The organism is Brucella pseudogrignonensis (genome assembly GCF_031454375.1).
Lineage (GTDB): Bacteria > Pseudomonadota > Alphaproteobacteria > Rhizobiales > Rhizobiaceae > Brucella > Brucella pseudogrignonensis_A.
Window position 1 is genome coordinate 562,812 of record NZ_JAVDQT010000002.1, and the last position, 16,713, is coordinate 579,524.

Below are 16,713 nucleotides of genomic sequence, written 5' to 3' on the forward strand. Positions count from 1 at the left end.
TCAATCAACAGTCACGTCGGTGAGACGCAGACGGCTATCCGGAACCGGCGCAAAGTTCTTCACGCGCTTATTTACGCCAAAGATTGCCTTGAGGTTATAAAGCGGCATTTCCAGAGCACGGTCGGCTGCATAATGCGCGATTTCCTGAAGCAGCTTTTCGCGCTCGCCACGATCAAGAACCGAACGCTGCGCTTCGAGCATCTTGTCGAGCTTTTCGTCCTTGTCGTATGGGTTCCACTTTTCGCCCGAATGATACATCGAGTAAGCCGTGTTATCGTAATCGAGCGTCCAGCCACCCCATGACTGCTGGAACATCGCGCCAGTCTTACCCTGCGGAATGATATCGTTGAGCAGAACATTGGTGTCATAAGGCTTGATGGTCGCATTAATGCCAACCATCTGCAGGAAGGAAGCTACAGCCTGTGCGACTTCATTGAAGGTCGCTTCGTTACCACGAACGTCGATCTGCACTTCTGCACCCGGCTGAACGCCAGCTTCTTCAAGCAGCTTCTTCGCCTGTTCTGGGTCGTAAGGCAACGGCTTCATTTCCGGATCAAAACCAAAGGAAAGCGATCCCTGGAAGCTTGCAATCTGCTCTGCCTGACCTGCAAGAATGGACTGAATGATCGCATCGCGATCCACAGCCATGATCAGTGCCTTACGCACGCGCTCATCCTTGGTGATGCCGTCGCGTGTATTGAAACGAAGCGCATAAACAGTCGGGCCAGCAGTTGTGACGAGTTCAAGCTTCGGATCGGCTTCAATCGTTGGGATCATGCCAATTGGAATAGTCGGCGGAATGACGAGATCAACGCGGCCAGCCTGAAGTTCGGCAACAGCTGTCGAAGGCTCAGTAATAAAGCGATATTCAAGTTCCGAAAGCTTTGGTGCGCCACCCCAATGATCAGCAAAAGCTTCGAGCTTAATGTTGACCTTTGGCTCATAGGACACAAACTTGAACGGGCCAGTACCAACCGGATGCGTGTTGAAATAATCATCGCCCTTTTCGGTGATGTATTTCGGCGGAACGATCATCGCACCATAAGCGGCAAGCTTAGTGATCAGAACCGGATCAGCAGCCTTCAGATGAAAATCAACCGTCTTTTCGTCGATGATTTCAACCTTGTCGATTGCGGTATAATTTGAACGCTGCGGACCCTTCGCGCCTTCATCGCCGAGCAGACGATCAAAGGTAAATTTCACAGCTTCTGCGTTGAATGGCTCACCATCGTGGAACTTCACGCCTTCGCGCAGAGTAAAGCGAATGCGCTTGCCCTCATCCAACTCTTCCCATGAAGTTGCAAGGCCGGGAACGATTTTCAGATCAGGACCGCGATACACCAGACCGTCGAAAATATTGGTGCCGACAGATGCCCAGTTGACGAGGAACGTATCAATCGGATCCCAGCTGCCCGGATCCTGCGGCGACGAAACGGTGAGCTTGCCTGCGGCGAAAGCCGGAGCCGACGCAATAACAGCCGCCGAGAGCGCGGACGCCAGTAGAGCGGCTTTTAGTGCTTTCTTTATCATTAGTTTCCCCTTTGGGTTTCGTTAAAATTCAGGACTTCAGGCGCTTTCAGCGACGAAATGGCCTGATGAAATCTCGCGATAATTATAGATGGTCGGCTTGTCATCGATGCGACGCGTCGTGCTTGGAATTTCGCCTTCGAGCGCTGCGCGCTCCGTGCGCGCCGAAGGATCGGCAACCGGCACAGCTGACAACAAACGCTGCGTGTAAGGATGCGATGGTGTTTCAAACACCTGACGACGCGAGCCAAGTTCCATGATCTGACCAAGATAAAGCACAGCAACGCGATGGCTCATCTTTTCGACAACAGCCATATCATGGCTGATGAAGAGATAGGCCAGACCCTGCTCTTTCTGAAGGTCCATAAACAGGTTAATCACCTGTGCCTGAATGGAAACATCCAGCGCAGACAGCGCTTCATCAGCGATAATCAGTTTCGGCTTTGAAGCAAGCGCACGTGCAATGCAGATGCGCTGGCGCTGTCCACCCGAAAACTCGTGCGGATAACGTGACGCATGTTCCGGGCCAAGCCCCACACGTTCAAGCAGTTCTGCCACACGCGCATTGATTGCTTTGTTGTTGTCGAGAAGACCATGCGTGCGGATTGGTTCTGCAATTGAAAAGCCGACGGTTTTACGCGGATCAAGCGACGCAAACGGATCTTGAAAAATATACTGCACTTCGCGACGCATCGCGTAGCGCTCTTGAGCACTCATTTGCGAATAAGCTTTGCCATTAAAGCGGATATCGCCAGCTAACGGCGACTGGAGCTGCTGAATTGTGCGCCCAATGGTCGATTTGCCCGAGCCGGATTCGCCAACAAGTGCGAGCGTTTCTCCCGGATAAATGTCGAAAGCAACCTTAGAGACCGCATTGCAAACATGCGTGACTTTGCCGAACATGTTCTTCTTGATCGGAAAGCGGACATAGAGATCATCGACGGCAAGAAGCGGATTTTCGCTATAACGTGCAGTGTCCTGAATGCGCTCTTCGCCCGACAGAACCGGCACACCATCGCGCATCATCATCACCGGCATACGCTTTGGAAACGCCTCGCCCGTCATGCTGCCAAGCTTCGGAACTGCCGACAAAAGCGTCTGTGTGTAAGGATGCTGTGGTGCTTCAAAGATACGGCCTACCGGACCTTCTTCAACCTTTTTACCCTTCCACATCACCACAACATCGTCAGCCATTTCCGCCACCACACCCATATCGTGCGTGATGAAAATGACTGCCATTTCAAGCTCTTTCTGCAAATCTTTGATGATGTGCAGAATCTGGGCCTGAATGGTGACATCGAGAGCGGTCGTTGGTTCGTCAGCGATCAGCAGTTTCGGACGGCAAGCGAGCGCCATCGCAATCATGACGCGCTGGCGCATGCCACCGGACAGCTGGTGCGGATAACGCTTGAGCAAGCCCTCGGCATCAGGCAGACGCACCATTTCCAGCAGCCGCTTGCCTTCAGCCAGAGCAGCACTCTTCGACATGCCTTCATGCAGCATAAGCACTTCTGAGAGCTGATTACCGATAGTGAAAACCGGATTGAGCGACGTCATCGGCTCCTGAAAGATCATCGCAATGTCTTTGCCGCGAATACCGCGCATTGCTTTTTGATCGGCTTTCAGGAGATCACGTTCGCCGTCAGGACCGTTGAACAGAATACGGCCATTGGGGAATTTCGCGCCGCTCATATCAGCAAGGCGCATGATCGAAAGCGACGTGATCGACTTTCCTGACCCGGATTCACCGACAACCGCAAGTGTGCGGCCAGCAGCAACAGAGAAATTCAGATCATCAACAACACGATTGCTGCCAAATTCAACGCTTAGACCCTCAACTGTCAGCAGAGGCTTAGACACAGTTCCGCTCAAACTCGTAACTCTCTTATAGTGTTATGGCAGACCGTGTGGCCTGATTGAATGCACCGGACATGAAGCGCAACAATGCAGCCACTTCCGAAAGCGTTTCTTCTGAAGGGCGGGCATTGGCGGTCGATTCGACCAGTAGACGCTCACGAATCTCGCGATAGCGCGCGCAAGCCTCTGCACCCTTTTCAGTAATCTTGACGGTCTTTTCCTTGGACGCCTTACCTGTCGTCAGAAGCCCGGCTTTTTCCAACTTACGGATGGCGTATGTCGCGATATGCGTGTCTTCTATATCAAGCACCAGACAGATATCAGCCAGCTTCTTTTCGCGTCCGCGATGCCGGATGGAATGAAGGATCAGCACTTCGATTGGCGAAAGCCCCGGCAAACCAGCTGCGGCCATACAACGGACCATCCAGCGCGAAAACGCATGGGAAGCGAGAATAAGCCCATACTCGACTTCGGACATGCCCGGCGAGCCGCCTTCGGCAAGGTGAGACGACGACACAATCGGGCCAAGCGTTGCAACGGAACGAAGATGCTTTGGAAGAGAGACTTCATCAAAGCCGAACGACTGCATATCTGCTGGCGCTTCCGCCATCAGTTCGCCATCTCCGTTATTCCCCATTCAAGTTGCTCCCTTTTTCTTATGCGTTTTATGTCATCATCTTATCGACATTTTGTCAATAAAGTGGCGCTATATTTTAATGACTATGATTTATGCCACCTACCTATTGGACATGCTAAAATCAGAGACATTCATTAGATTCACGGTAAGTTCAGACGCAATGAACCCGCTTGAGCTCTCCATTTTTAGAACCAGAAATTGCGAATTTCGATTATTCGGATTCAAATCGCTATATAAATTAAAAAATTAGAAAATTATTCTACTTGTGACAAAGCCGCAGCTATTTTCGACGCATCATTAGAAAATAATTCCTGTATTTTAAATCCATCGAATATTTTTACAGGTGACCTTAAAATGAAGTTCGCAAAAATCCTCGCAACAGTCAGCGTTCTCCAGGCTGCTCTCCTTTCGACAGCACTGGCTGGCGACAATCTTGAAGCCATCAAATCAGCTGGCGTTCTCAAGATCGGCACAGAAGGCACCTACGCCCCATTCACCTTCCACGACAAAGACAACAAGCTTGTTGGCTTTGACGTAGAAATCGGCGAAGCCATTGCTCAGAAGCTCGGCGTGAAGCCTGAATTCGTTGAAGGCAAGTGGGATGGCCTTATTGCTGGTCTCGATGCAAATCGTTATGACGCCGTGATCAATCAGGTCGGCATCACCGAAGAGCGCCAGAAGAAGTTCAACTTCTCCAATCCTTACATCGTGTCCAAGGTCGTTCTCATCGTCAATGACAAGAACGATACGATTAAAGACTTTGCAGACCTGAAAGGCGTAAAAGCCGCTCAGTCTCTCACAAGCAATTACGGTAAGCTTGCCACCGAAGCCGGTGCAGAACTCGTTGCAACAGACGGCTTTGATCAGTCAGTCCAGCTTGTTCTGACAGGCCGCGCCGATGCAACACTCAATGACAGCCTCTCTTTCCTCGACTTCAAAAAGCAGCAGCCAAATGCTCCTGTAAAAGTTGTTGCAGAAAAGGAAAACGCCACGGCTTCCGGCATTATCGTGCGCAAGGGTGATGACGAGCTTGTAGCGGCCATCAACAAGGCGCTTGATGACGTCAAAGCTGACGGCACCTATGACAAGATTTCTCAGAAATACTTCGGTCAGGACGTTTCGAAGTAAGCTCTGGATAGTGTCTTCAAGGAAAGCCGGAACCAGTTTCCGGCTTTCTTTCATTGTGTATATGTTACTTCCTGATAATTGAGTTTTCAGGTCCTATCCCAGCTAAGGAATTTGTGACGTGCCCGATTGGCTTCAACTCATGGCGGATTCCCTGCCCACCCTGCTTTGGGCCGGGCTAAGATTCACCATTCCACTGACGATATTGTCATTCATTTTCGGGCTGTCACTCGGATTGCTTACAGCGCTTGTGCGCTTGTTTGCGCCGATATGGGCATCACTCATTGCACGCTTCTACGTGTGGATTTTCCGTGGCACACCAATGCTGGTGCAGCTGTTCGTGATTTTCTATGGCCTGCCAAGCGCAGGTATCTATCTCGACGCCTTCACTGCAGCTGTCATCGGCTTCTCGTTGAATGTTGGTGCTTATAGTTCAGAAGTTATCCGCGCCGTAATTTCTGCAGTTCCGAAAGGTCAGTGGGAAGCAGCCTATTCCATCGGCATGAGCTGGCGTCAGGCATTGACCCGCACCATCCTGCCACAGGCAACACGCACTGCGGTTCCGCCTCTGTCCAACACGTTTATATCGCTGGTAAAAGACACATCACTTGCGGCTGCGATCACCGTGCCGGAACTGTTTCAGTCGGCACAGCGCATCGTTGCCACCACCTATGAACCACTTGTGCTTTATATCGAAGCAGCGCTTATCTATTTGGTGCTCAGCACAATTCTGTCCAACCTTCAGGCACGGCTGGAAAAGCGTTTCAAACGCTATGGTGGCACACTGGAGACAAATTCATGATTGAGCTGAAAGATATCGTCAAAAGCTTCGACGACGTTGTCATCCTCAATGGCATCAACGTGAAAATCGCTGAGGGAACGGTGACAGCTCTTGTCGGTCCCTCAGGCGGCGGCAAAAGCACACTTCTGCGTTGCATCAACTTGCTCGAAGTTCCAACGTCCGGCACATTGACGCTCGGCGGACAGAGCCTGACGTTCGAGCCCAACCGCAAGCCAAGCTGGCAAGCGATCCAGTCCATTCGCCGTCAAACGGGCATGGTGTTTCAGAATTTCCAGCTATTCCCGCATCAGACTGCCATTCAAAACGTTATGGAAAGCTTGGTAACTGTCCTGAAATGGCCAAAGGAAAAGGCAAAAGAACGCGCCATGGAACTGCTTGTAAAGGTAGGCATGGCACACAAGGCTGACGCTTGGCCTGCAACGCTTTCTGGCGGCCAGCAACAGCGCATTGCTATTGCGCGTGCACTCGCCCCCTCGCCGCGCGTTCTGCTTTGCGACGAACCGACATCTGCTCTCGATCCTGAATTGGCATCGGAAGTTGTGGACGTGTTGAGTAAGCTTGCAAAGGAAGGCACGACGATGGTCATTGCCACGCATGACCTGCGCCTTGCTTCAAAAATTGCGCAGAATGTCGTGTTCTTGGAAGCGGGCAATATTGTCGAAACCGGCACCGCACATGATGTATTCGTCACGCCAGCGCGTGAACGGACCAAGCAATTCGTGGCAACAATCAATGCCGCGCATACCTACGACATTTGAACTGAACATCTCTTTTGATTCTGATGATGGGGCTTTTGCAGACAGCGAAAGCCCCTATTCATATTAGCCCTATCAGATTCATGCGTCCTTTTATCAATTTTCCCACGACTGGTCCTCGCCTGCCCCTTGGTAAATGCCCAAAGCGCTGCTACATTAAGGACAACGTAAAAATTGAAGCGCCTTGCTTGCGTCCTTTAAAGGTTCGCGCGGCGCCATAAGGATAAAAACCTTGAAAAACCCCGAGGAGCGCCCCGCAGCAACGGCGCAACAAGGGGCGTCCGGCGGACAAACGGGCAACCAACAGGCTCGGAATCCGTCCGAGAACGGCAAGCGCAAATCGCGTAAGCAAGCCGTTCCAGAAGTCGGCAAGGCAGCGAAAGCCCCCGATTCAGGACGCTCAGACGCAGAAAACAAGGGCTCCCAAAGCCAGCGCAAGCGTGCGCGCCGTCGCAACCGTGGGAAATCCCCCGGTGCCGCAGATGCGCGTGGCCAAAAGCCAGCAATTGCAGAAACCCAGAATGCGGAAGCTAAATCCGCAGATGGAAAGCCCGGCGGTAAAATATCGAATCGCCGCAGGCGCGCCCGTAAGAAGAAGCAGGCTCGCCAGCAAGGAAGTGCGCCTGTAAATTCGGATAATGGTGCAAAGCTGCAAAACGCGACCGCGCGCCCGGAAATGTCGGGTAGCGCTTCGCAGCCATTAAAGCGCCATTCCGCCAACACGCAAAGCCTGCGCAATCATGCACCACATGAAGCACCGCTTTATGCGGCGCTTGATCTCGGCACTAACAATTGCCGTTTGTTGATTGCTTCACCAACACGCCCCGGACAATTTCGTGTTGTGGATGCATTCTCGCGCATTGTGCGACTTGGCGAAGGTCTGAGCTCAACCGGACGGCTGAGCGAGCATGCTATGCAACGCGCTATCGAAGCTTTGAAGATTTGCCACGACAAGCTTCAATCCCGTAAAATTAAACGTTCCCGTTTGATCGCGACAGAGGCTTGCCGTTCTGCTGCCAATGGCGAAGAATTTCTTGAGCGTGTCCGCACAGAAACCGGGCTTGAACTCGAAATCGTTGACCGTCAGACGGAAGCCCGCCTTGCTGTATCAGGCTGCGGAACGCTGGTCACGCGCGAAACGGATGCGGTCGTGCTGTTTGACATCGGCGGTGGTTCGTCGGAAATCGCATTGATCGATGTGTCTCAGCGCCGCTCTCCAAGACTTGCTGAACACATCATGGCATGGACTTCCCTGCCCGTTGGTGTTGTCACGCTCGCCGAACGTTTCGGTGGTCGCAATGTCACGCAGGAAAGCTTCGATGCCATGGTTGGCCATGTCACAGACTTGCTTTCCGGTTTCGCAGAACGCAACTGCCTTGGAAACCTGACAGCAAGCTCGCGTTTTCATCTGCTTGGCACATCTGGAACAGTGACAACGCTTGCTGGTATTCATCTCGGACTTGAACGCTATGATCGGCGGCGCGTCGATGGTATGTGGATGGGATCAGAAGACGTGACGCAGATGACGCAACGTCTACTGTCATGGGATTTTGAAGCCCGCGTTGCCAATCCTTGCATTGGTGCTGATCGTGCTGATCTGGTACTTGCAGGCTGTGCTATTCTTGATGCCATACGCAATGTGTGGCCGAGTGAAAAACTTCTCGTTGCCGATCGCGGACTGCGCGAAGGCATATTGACCGAACTCATGTCGCGTGATGGTGCCTGGCGCCATAACCGCGCGCCAACCGTCAAAGCTGGCGGCAAAACCGACATAAGAAACAGGCACTAAGATGAGCAAAGCAGGCGGAAACAAGAGCGGCACCAAAACCGGCGGACGCGGCGGTGCAGGAACCAGCAATCTTCGCGTTCGCGTGAAGAAGAAAGCCGGAACGATCAAGGAATCGTCACGCCGGTGGCTGCTACGCCATCTGAACGATCCCTATGTTCACCAGTCGAAGAAGGATGGCTATCGTTCGCGCGCAGCTTACAAGCTGATCGAAATCAACGATCGCTATAACCTCCTGAAAAAAGGTCAGAAGATCATTGATCTCGGTGCAGCACCTGGTGGCTGGTCGCAAATTGCAGCCAAGATCGTTGGCTCTACAGATGAAAACCCACAGGTTGTTGGCATCGATTATCTGCATGTTGATCCGCTTCCCGGCGTTATTTTGCTGGAAATGGACTTTCTTGATGACGCCGCACCCGAAAAGCTGATGGAAGCGCTTGGCGACAAGCCTGATCTGGTGATTTCAGATATGGCCGCACCAACGACCGGCCATCGCCGCACAGATCACTTACGCACCGTGCATCTCTGCGAAGTTGCGGCTGACTTTGCGGTGTCTGTTCTTAAACCGGGCGGTCACTTCCTGACGAAGACATTTCAGGGCGGCACCGAAAACGATCTGCTGGCGATGCTTAAACAGAAATTCAAATCTGTGCATCACATCAAGCCGCCAGCATCGCGTGCGGAATCCGTCGAGCTTTATTTGCTCGCACGTGACTTTAAAGGCTAACAAGAATTACCAAGGCGGCTTCCAAAGCCGCCTTTTTATTTGCCATTAGATATGCCCGCTTCTTTCAAAGCCGCAGCCTCATTGCTTTTGCGCTTAAATTTTGCCGAACTAGAAAGCTCGTGGCCAGCATCCGGGGCCAGTCGAGCAAACCAGAAAATTGCCGTGGCTGATACCAATGCGACCACGAAAAACCCGATATGAAAATCGGCCAGCTGTAATGGTGCCTGCCGGACCGCCGTGCTTAGTTCGAGAATACCGCCCGCAAGCGCAACACCCAGTGCAATGGAGACCTGCTGCGCAACCGCCGTGATAGGGGTCGCCTGACTTGTCTTGGCATCCGGTATCTCAGCAAAGGCCAAAGCATTCACGCCCGTGAAGAACAGCGAACGGAAGAAGCCACCGATGAGCAAGAACCCGATAATGACACCATAAGGCGTTTCCGGGAAAAACAGCCCATTAGCTGCAATAAAGCTGGCTGAAATCAGCGATCCATACATCAGCGTGCGGCGGAAGCCGAACAGGTTAAACACCTGCCTCGCACCGAACTTCATGCTGATTGCGCCAATCGCAGAAACAAACGTCATCATACCGGACTGAAAAGGCGTCATGCCGAAGCCGAGCTGAAACATTAAAGGCAGCAGAAACGGAATTGCGCCAATGCCCAAACGAAACACGCTGCCGCCAAAAACTGCAGAACGAAAAACCTGATTATCAAAGAGCTTCAGATTGAGCAGCGGATCGACAGTACGTCGAGCATGTAGAATATAGAGAGCAGCACAAACCAGGCCGACAGCCACAACGACAATACCGATGATGGGCGGCAGTGCGGGCAGACTAACAACCGACAAGCCGAACACCACCCCCGACATCGCAACACCGGACAGGACAAACCCCGGCCAATCCAACGGCTTGAGAATGCGCTCATCAGTGTCCGGCAGAAAGCGGGTTGCAAACCAGATGCCCAGAAGCCCAATCGGTACGTTAATGAGGAATATCCAGTGCCATGAAAAGAAGGTGGTAATAAACCCACCGACCGGCGGGCCAACCAATGGCCCGACCATAGCGGGTATAGTGAGCCATGCCATCGCTGACACCAGTTCACTTCGGGGCGTCGAGCGGATCAACACCAAGCGCCCAACAGGCGTCATCATCGCTCCGCCCATACCCTGCAAGAAACGCGCAATAACAAATGCTGCTAGTGAGTTCGAGGCTGCACAAGCAACAGACCCCACCACAAATACGGCGATCGCTGCCCTAAATACATTCTTTGCGCCGAATCGGTCCGCCATCCAGCCGCTCACTGGAATAAAAACTGCAAGCGAGACAAGATAGGCTGTCAGTGCGAGTTTTAAGGCGATCGGGCTTGTGCCGATGTCAGCTGCAATTGCTGGTAGCGATGTTGAAATGACATTGGAATCCATCTGCTCCATGAAAAGGGCGATAGCCAACACGAGAGGAACGATGCGGTTCACGGTAAAAATCCGAATGAATGCAAGAAATTACAATTAACTTCAATGTCGTTATACGTAGCTCTCTATGTAACGCGAACTCATAATTTGCCAGCCCGTTTACCGTCACAATACGGTTACCAGCCCAAAAAGCGATGTTGATGGCTGCAAGACAGCTCATTTCTCACGCGACGTTACAATCGTTCACATTTATGAGAAATGGGTTGCGCCACTCGTAACAGGCTGTTACATTTCGTTATGTTCTCGAGCTTTAGAACCGGATGCAGCAGCGTCGAGGTTCAAGGAGGTAGAAAATGAATGACATTACTAGAACCGCACTCGTTTATGGAATGATGATCGTTTCACTGAACACGGCGCTGGCGATTGGTCTTCTTGGATTAGACTTCCTGCGTTAAGTGCGAGACCCTAACAGTTTGATTTTGCCCTCCAGGCAAGCATGAAAAAGAGCGCTCCTATATAATTAGGAGCGCTCTTTTCATTTTGTTTTCAACGAATACGTTCCTGACTTTTGGGATCGAAAAATACAGCTTTGTCGAGATTAAATGCGAGGCGCGACCGCTGGCCGGCAGCAATCCGCGCATCAGCACGCAAACGAGCTACGACCTGTTTGCCACCAATACGGGTAACGGCGAATGTGTCGGAACCGGCAGGCTCAACCACATCGATCAGACAATCGCCTTCGACAACAGATTGTGCATTGCGATCCGCCCCATCTGGGTCTGTGAGTGCTTCGGGACGAATGCCAAAAATAATATCCTTACCGACGTAATCGAGAAGCCCTTCCGGTGCATTAACGAGTGGAAGTTTCAGGGCATCGCCCTCCGCTTGCGCAAGCAGAATAGCAAAATCGGCACCGCTCTTTTCAACAGTTGCCGTGAGAAGGTTCATGGCTGGCGAACCCATAAAATCGGCCACAAACATATTGGCTGGATTGTTATAGATTTCCGCTGGCGTGCCAAATTGCTGCAAGATGCCATCTTTCAGAACCGCGATTTTTGTTGCCAGTGTCATCGCTTCAATCTGATCATGGGTCACATAAACGATCGTCGTTTTCATACGATGATGCAGGCGTTTGATTTCGGTGCGCATATCAACACGCAGCTTGGCATCAAGGTTTGAAAGCGGTTCGTCGAATAAAAACACCTGCGGATTGCGAACCAACGCACGCCCCATCGCAACACGCTGACGCTGACCACCAGAAAGCTGGCTCGGCTTGCGGTCGAGAAGATGACCGATCTGAAGAATATCAGCAACTTCCTGAATTGCCTTATCCCGCTCTGGCTTTGGCACTTTGCGGATTTCCATACCAAAAGCGATATTTCCGCCAACTGTCATATTCGGATAAAGCGCGTAAGACTGAAACACCATCGCAATATCGCGTTGCGAAGGATGCAAGCCCGATACGGATCGCCCATTGATCGAAATATCACCGGAAGTAATAGGCTCAAGTCCGGCAATCGTATTGAGAAGTGTAGACTTGCCGCATCCAGACGGCCCGACCAGAACCAGAAAGCCGCCCTCCTCAATCTCAATATTGATGTTCTTGAGGACCGAGACACTGCCATAGGATTTGTAGAGATCAGAAATTTTTAAAAACGACATATCAGACTTATCCTTTAACAGCACCGGACATCAGGCCGCGTACGAAGTAGCGCCCGGAAACGATGTAGACGATCAGCGTGGGCAGAGCGGCGAGAATGGCAGCTGCGAAGTGCACATTGTATTCTTTGACGCCGGTTGAGGACGAAACCAGGTTATTAAGCGCAACGGTCATCGGCGTTGAGTTTGCACCCGAGAAAGATGCGCCGAAAAGGAAGTCGTTCCAGATATTGGTGAACTGCCAGATAACCGACACAACGATGATCGGACCTGATGATGGCAGGAGAATACGCCAGAAAATCTGGAGGAAACTTGCACCGTCAATCTGTGCAGCGCGAACCAGTTCGGTCGGAAACGCCTCATAATAGTTGCGGAAATAAAGCGTCGTGAATCCGATACCATAAACCACATGCACAAGGATCAGCCCCCAGATTGTGCCGGCAATGCCAAGCATACCAAGCACGCGCGCCATTGGGATCAGCACGATCTGAAACGGGATGAAACATGATAATAACAGCAGGCCGAAGAAGATATTAGAACCGCGAAAACGCCATTTCGTCAGCACATAGCCGTTTAAAGCACCCACAATTGTTGAGATAGCAACGGCAGGCACAACCATCAGGATCGAGTTGATAAAGAATGGTTTGAGGCCAGTTGGCTGCACACCAATCTGTGCCGTAGACCATGCCGAAAGCCACGGTTCAATGGTCCATTGCTGTGGCAGACTGAGCATGCCGCCCTGACGGATTTCATCCAATGGCTTGAAGGAATTTACCACCATCACATAGAGCGGCAGCAGGTAATAGATCGCAAATAGTAGCAACGCCGAATAGATCAAAGCCCGGGTTAGCTTACCACTATTGATTGCATTTTCCTGGGTCTGAGCACTCATGACCGCGCTCCCCCGCGAATTTCCGAATAAAGGTAGGGGATTATAATCGAGAAAATCATAACGAGCATGATAATCGCGGAAGAGGCACCAATACCCATCTGATTGCGCGTGAAGGTGTAAGAATACATGAACGTCGCAGGGAGTTCGGTAGCCTGCCCCGGCCCACCACCGGTCAACGCAACCACAAGATCATAAGCCTTGATCGCGAGATGCGCCAATACCACAAAAGCCGACAAGAATACCGGGCGCATCAAAGGAATAATGATGCGACGGTAAATCGTACTGGTGGAAGCACCATCGATTTGCGCAGCTTTGATGATTTCATTGTCTACGCCACGCAGTCCCGCAAGAAACATCGCCATAACAAAGCCGGACGACTGCCAGACAGCAGCAATGACAAGGCAATAGATCGCCATTGTATTGCTCTTGATCCAGTTGAAGGTAAACCCTTCCCAGCCCCAAACCCGCATTGTGTGTTCAAGCCCGATACCCGGATCAAGAAACCATTTCCAAGCAGTCCCTGTCACGATGAACGAAAGCGCCATCGGATAAAGATAAATGGGGCGCAAAAAGCCTTCACCACGGATTTTTTGATCAAGCAGAATGGCTAGAAACAGGCCGATGACTGAACATATAATGATGTAAAGCGATGCAAAAATCGCCAGATTGGTGACAGCGCGCCACCAATGCGGCAAGGCCCACAACTTTTCATAGTTCGACAATCCGACAAAGCCGTATGACGGCAACATTCGGCTGTTTGTGACGGACAGAACGCCAGTGTAAATGATAAATCCATATACAAATACAAGGACAATCAAGAAGCTCGGTGCCAGAACCAGCTTTGGCACCAGTTCCTGTAGTCGGCTGTTACGCTTCATATATGCGCCATCCATTTCTGCGCGCGCATCTGGCAGCCGTTCAATCGCGGCGCTCTTGATGCGGGCTATTGTTTTGACGGCATTGTTTTCTGCCGCGAACTGCACTGAAAATATCTAATGATAATTGGCGATGTAAGCGCCCGGAACCTCTTCCGGGCGCAAACAATCTGCTTACTTAGCGCCTTCAACGGCTGTAACCAGTTCCTTAACCGCATCTTCTGACGAAAGCTGGCCGTTGAACTGACGGGTCACAACGTCATAAATCGCGTTTTTAACGGAAGCTGGATTTGCATAACCATGCGCCATGGAGCCGAGCATGGTGCCCTTGTCCGCTGCTTCCTTCACATCCGCGATGGCTTTCTTACCGCAAGCATCAAAAGCGGTATCTGGAACATCGGTGCGTGCAGGAGCAGAGCCCTTGACTACGTTAAAGGCTGACTGAAATGCTGGACTTTCGATAGCGGAAGCCATTTCAAGCTGTGCTGGTACCTTATCATCAGCAACCTTGAACATCGCGAACATATCGGAGTTGAAGGTTACCGCTCCCTGAGTTTCCGGATAGCGCATGCAAACGAAATCTTCGCCTGGCTTTTTACCTGCTTTCACGAACTCGCCCTTAGCCCAGTCGCCCATAAACTGAACGCCAGCCTTGCCTTCGATGACCATTGCTGAAGCAAGGTTCCAATCACGACCAGAGAAGTTATCATCCACATAAGAACGCAGCTTGGTCATGCGGTCGAAAGCCTGCTTCATCGTATCGCTGCCGAGTGCTTCCGGGTCGAGATCGATAAAGGCTTTTTTGTAGAAGTCCGGACCAAAGGAAAGGACGACCGCATCAAAAATCGTTGCGTCCTGCCATGGCTGACCGCCATGAGCGATTGGGGTGATGCCCTGTTCTTTGAAATTATCGAGAAGAGCAACCAGTTCATCCCAATTGGTTGGCTCTTTGCCGCCAGCCTTGTCGAGAGCCGCCTTGTTGATCCACATCCAGTTGGTAGAGTGAATATTTACAGGTGCGGCAATCCAATGGCCATCATACTTCGCAAAATCCTGCAAAGGTGCTGGAATGACCTTATCCCAGCCTTCCTTGCCTGCAACCTCATCGAGATTACCAAGCGAACCTTGCTCAGACCAGTCGCGGATGTCGAAACCAAGCATCTGCACGGCCGTCGGAGCATTGCCAGCTGTAACGCGGGCGCGAAGAACAGTCATCGCTTCTGTGCCGCCACCGCCCGCGACTGGCATATCTGTCCAGCTAATCCCCTTAGCTTCCAAGTCCTTCTTGAGAACATCAAGCGCTGCGGCTTCACCGCCGGCGGTCCACCAATGCAGAACCTCCACATTTTGTTTGTCCTGCGCATTTGCAGCAGGTGCCATTGTGGCAAGCATTGCACACGCAGCCGTACCCATAGCGGCCATTTTAAAATATTTATGCATATGTCTACCTCCCGTAGAACTCTACAAAATAAAATCTAGCCAGATGCGTAGGGCGATCTCACCCAAAGCATCCTTAAGAGCATTCAATCTGCTTTGAGACCTCCATCCCAATCATTCTACCGCAGCTCCACCTGCGATTGACAACGTTGTCTTTTTTAGTTGAAAGTCTTCACTTCAGACAAGATGTGCGCCTAGAATAGGCCGAGAAACGTGATCTGTGTCAATATGGTTAGCTCAAGGACACTCAAAGTCTGCAACGCTAAATCGAAAAATCCATCCAAAAAACGGAACAATTTGAGCATCTTAGTGCGCGAAAAAATATTTCTTGTAGCGATATATTACTGGGCAGCGGATATCTGAAAAATTCAACGCTCATCCAGTGCCAGATCAGCATAAATTTCCCGTGAAGTGACTAGACATCAGTCAAAGGAATGCCTAGTTTCCGGTCACTCGCACAATGGTGTGCGGGTTTGTTCTCGGGGCGGGGTGAAACTCCCCACCGGCGGTATGAAGAGCGATCTTCGAGCCCGCGAGCGCCTTAAATAAAAGGTCATTTCGACCGATCATTTAAGGGTCAGCAGATCCGGTGAGATGCCGGAGCCGACGGTTAAAGTCCGGATGGAAGAGAGTGAAAGAACGTTCGGCCGCGCCTCAACAGGCGTGGGCTTTCGTTCCTTTGTGCGCCCTGATTCTAGTTTCGTGAGGAACCTATGAACCAGAGCTATCCGAACAAGACATCCTTTAAAATCGCCTTCATTCAGGCGCGTTGGCACGCCGATATTGTTGACGAAGCGCGTAAGAGCTTCATTGCTGAACTGGCTGCCAAAACCGGTACCAATGTGGAAGTTGAAGTCTTCGACGTTCCCGGCGCTTATGAAATTCCGCTTCATGCCAAGACACTTGCAAAGACAGGCCGCTATGCGGCAATTGTTGGCGCAGCGTTCGTCATTGACGGCGGCATTTACCGTCACGATTTCGTCGCTACTGCTGTCATCAACGGTATAATGCAGGTGCAGCTTGAAACCGAAGTGCCGGTGCTCAGCGTGTCACTCACGCCGCATCATTACCACGACAGCAAAGAACATCACGACTTCTTCTTCAACCACTTCAAGGTGAAGGGCGTGGAAGCAGCTCATGCTGCATTGCAGATTGCTAGCGAGCGCGCGCGCATTGAAGCGCTTGTCTAATATTAAGTTAGCTGGCCTTACATCTGTAGGGCCAG

At 51.5% G+C, this 16,713-nt stretch carries 14 protein-coding genes and 1 riboswitch; of the genes, 6 read left to right on the forward strand and 8 right to left on the reverse strand.

Features of this window, described 5'->3' with window-relative positions; all coding sequences use genetic code 11:
- From J2782_RS10425 to J2782_RS10435, 3 genes are read right to left on the reverse strand one after another with little or no spacing between them, the layout of a single operon-like run.
- Window positions 1–1,530, reverse strand: a complete 1,530-nt coding sequence (locus tag J2782_RS10425) for an ABC transporter substrate-binding protein (protein ID WP_310012073.1) — start codon at window positions 1,528–1,530, stop codon at window positions 1–3.
- Window positions 1,531–1,566: 36 nt separating this feature from the next.
- Window positions 1,567–3,387 carry an ABC transporter ATP-binding protein gene (locus J2782_RS10430; protein ID WP_310012074.1) on the reverse strand — a complete coding sequence of 607 codons (1,821 nt, stop codon included), beginning with the start codon at window positions 3,385–3,387 and terminating at the stop codon, window positions 1,567–1,569.
- A gap of 25 nt (window positions 3,388–3,412) precedes the next feature.
- Window positions 3,413–4,021: a winged helix DNA-binding protein gene (locus tag J2782_RS10435; RefSeq protein WP_404989622.1), complete on the reverse strand. Its 609-nt coding sequence runs from the start codon at window positions 4,019–4,021 to the stop codon at window positions 3,413–3,415.
- A 354-nt stretch (window positions 4,022–4,375) separates the two neighbouring features.
- On the opposite strand from J2782_RS10435, the gene J2782_RS10440 reads away from it, so the two are divergent.
- The 5 genes from J2782_RS10440 (at window position 4,376) to J2782_RS10460 (ending at window position 9,216) form a co-directional block, all read left to right on the forward strand.
- On the forward strand, window positions 4,376–5,149 hold the full coding sequence (locus J2782_RS10440) for an amino acid ABC transporter substrate-binding protein (protein ID WP_310012077.1): 774 nt from the start codon (window positions 4,376–4,378) through the stop codon (window positions 5,147–5,149).
- A gap of 118 nt (window positions 5,150–5,267) precedes the next feature.
- Entirely contained in the window at window positions 5,268–5,948 is a 681-nt protein-coding gene (locus J2782_RS10445) for an amino acid ABC transporter permease (RefSeq protein WP_250042278.1), read from the forward strand.
- Window positions 5,945–6,706 carry an amino acid ABC transporter ATP-binding protein gene (locus tag J2782_RS10450; RefSeq protein ID WP_310012080.1) on the forward strand — a complete coding sequence of 254 codons (762 nt, stop codon included), beginning with the start codon at window positions 5,945–5,947 and terminating at the stop codon, window positions 6,704–6,706. The genes J2782_RS10445 and J2782_RS10450 overlap by 4 nt, the downstream gene beginning before the upstream one ends.
- Window positions 6,707–6,935: 229 nt before the next feature.
- Complete coding sequence (locus J2782_RS10455; RefSeq protein ID WP_310012081.1) at window positions 6,936–8,492, forward strand: Ppx/GppA phosphatase family protein; 1,557 nt, start codon at window positions 6,936–6,938, stop codon at window positions 8,490–8,492.
- Between the two features lies 1 nt (window position 8,493).
- On the forward strand, window positions 8,494–9,216 hold the full coding sequence (locus J2782_RS10460) for an RlmE family RNA methyltransferase (protein WP_310012084.1): 723 nt from the start codon (window positions 8,494–8,496) through the stop codon (window positions 9,214–9,216).
- A 35-nt stretch (window positions 9,217–9,251) separates the two neighbouring features.
- Here J2782_RS10460 and J2782_RS10465 read toward each other — a convergent pair whose 3' ends face one another.
- The 5 genes from J2782_RS10465 to J2782_RS10485 form a co-directional block, all read right to left on the reverse strand.
- Window positions 9,252–10,688 (reverse strand): MFS transporter, encoded by a 1,437-nt coding sequence (locus J2782_RS10465; protein ID WP_310012085.1) that lies wholly within the window; start codon window positions 10,686–10,688, stop codon window positions 9,252–9,254.
- Window positions 10,689–11,171: 483 nt separating this feature from the next.
- Entirely contained in the window at window positions 11,172–12,287 is a 1,116-nt protein-coding gene (locus J2782_RS10470) for an ABC transporter ATP-binding protein (protein WP_310012086.1), read from the reverse strand.
- Between the two features lie 7 nt (window positions 12,288–12,294).
- Complete coding sequence (locus J2782_RS10475; RefSeq protein WP_250042269.1) at window positions 12,295–13,176, reverse strand: carbohydrate ABC transporter permease; 882 nt, start codon at window positions 13,174–13,176, stop codon at window positions 12,295–12,297.
- A complete protein-coding gene (locus J2782_RS10480; protein ID WP_250042457.1) occupies window positions 13,173–14,054 on the reverse strand; it encodes a carbohydrate ABC transporter permease in 882 nt (293 codons plus the stop codon). The genes J2782_RS10475 and J2782_RS10480 overlap by 4 nt, the downstream gene beginning before the upstream one ends.
- Before the next feature lie 171 nt (window positions 14,055–14,225).
- Complete coding sequence (locus J2782_RS10485) at window positions 14,226–15,491, reverse strand: ABC transporter substrate-binding protein (protein ID WP_310012088.1); 1,266 nt, start codon at window positions 15,489–15,491, stop codon at window positions 14,226–14,228.
- Between the two features lie 468 nt (window positions 15,492–15,959).
- A riboswitch (FMN riboswitch) is annotated at window positions 15,960–16,125 on the forward strand.
- A gap of 76 nt (window positions 16,126–16,201) precedes the next feature.
- Between J2782_RS10485 and J2782_RS10490 the strand changes: the two genes are divergently transcribed.
- Window positions 16,202–16,678: a 6,7-dimethyl-8-ribityllumazine synthase gene (locus tag J2782_RS10490; protein WP_310012090.1), complete on the forward strand. Its 477-nt coding sequence runs from the start codon at window positions 16,202–16,204 to the stop codon at window positions 16,676–16,678.
- The last annotated feature ends 35 nt before the right edge of the window (window positions 16,679–16,713 follow it).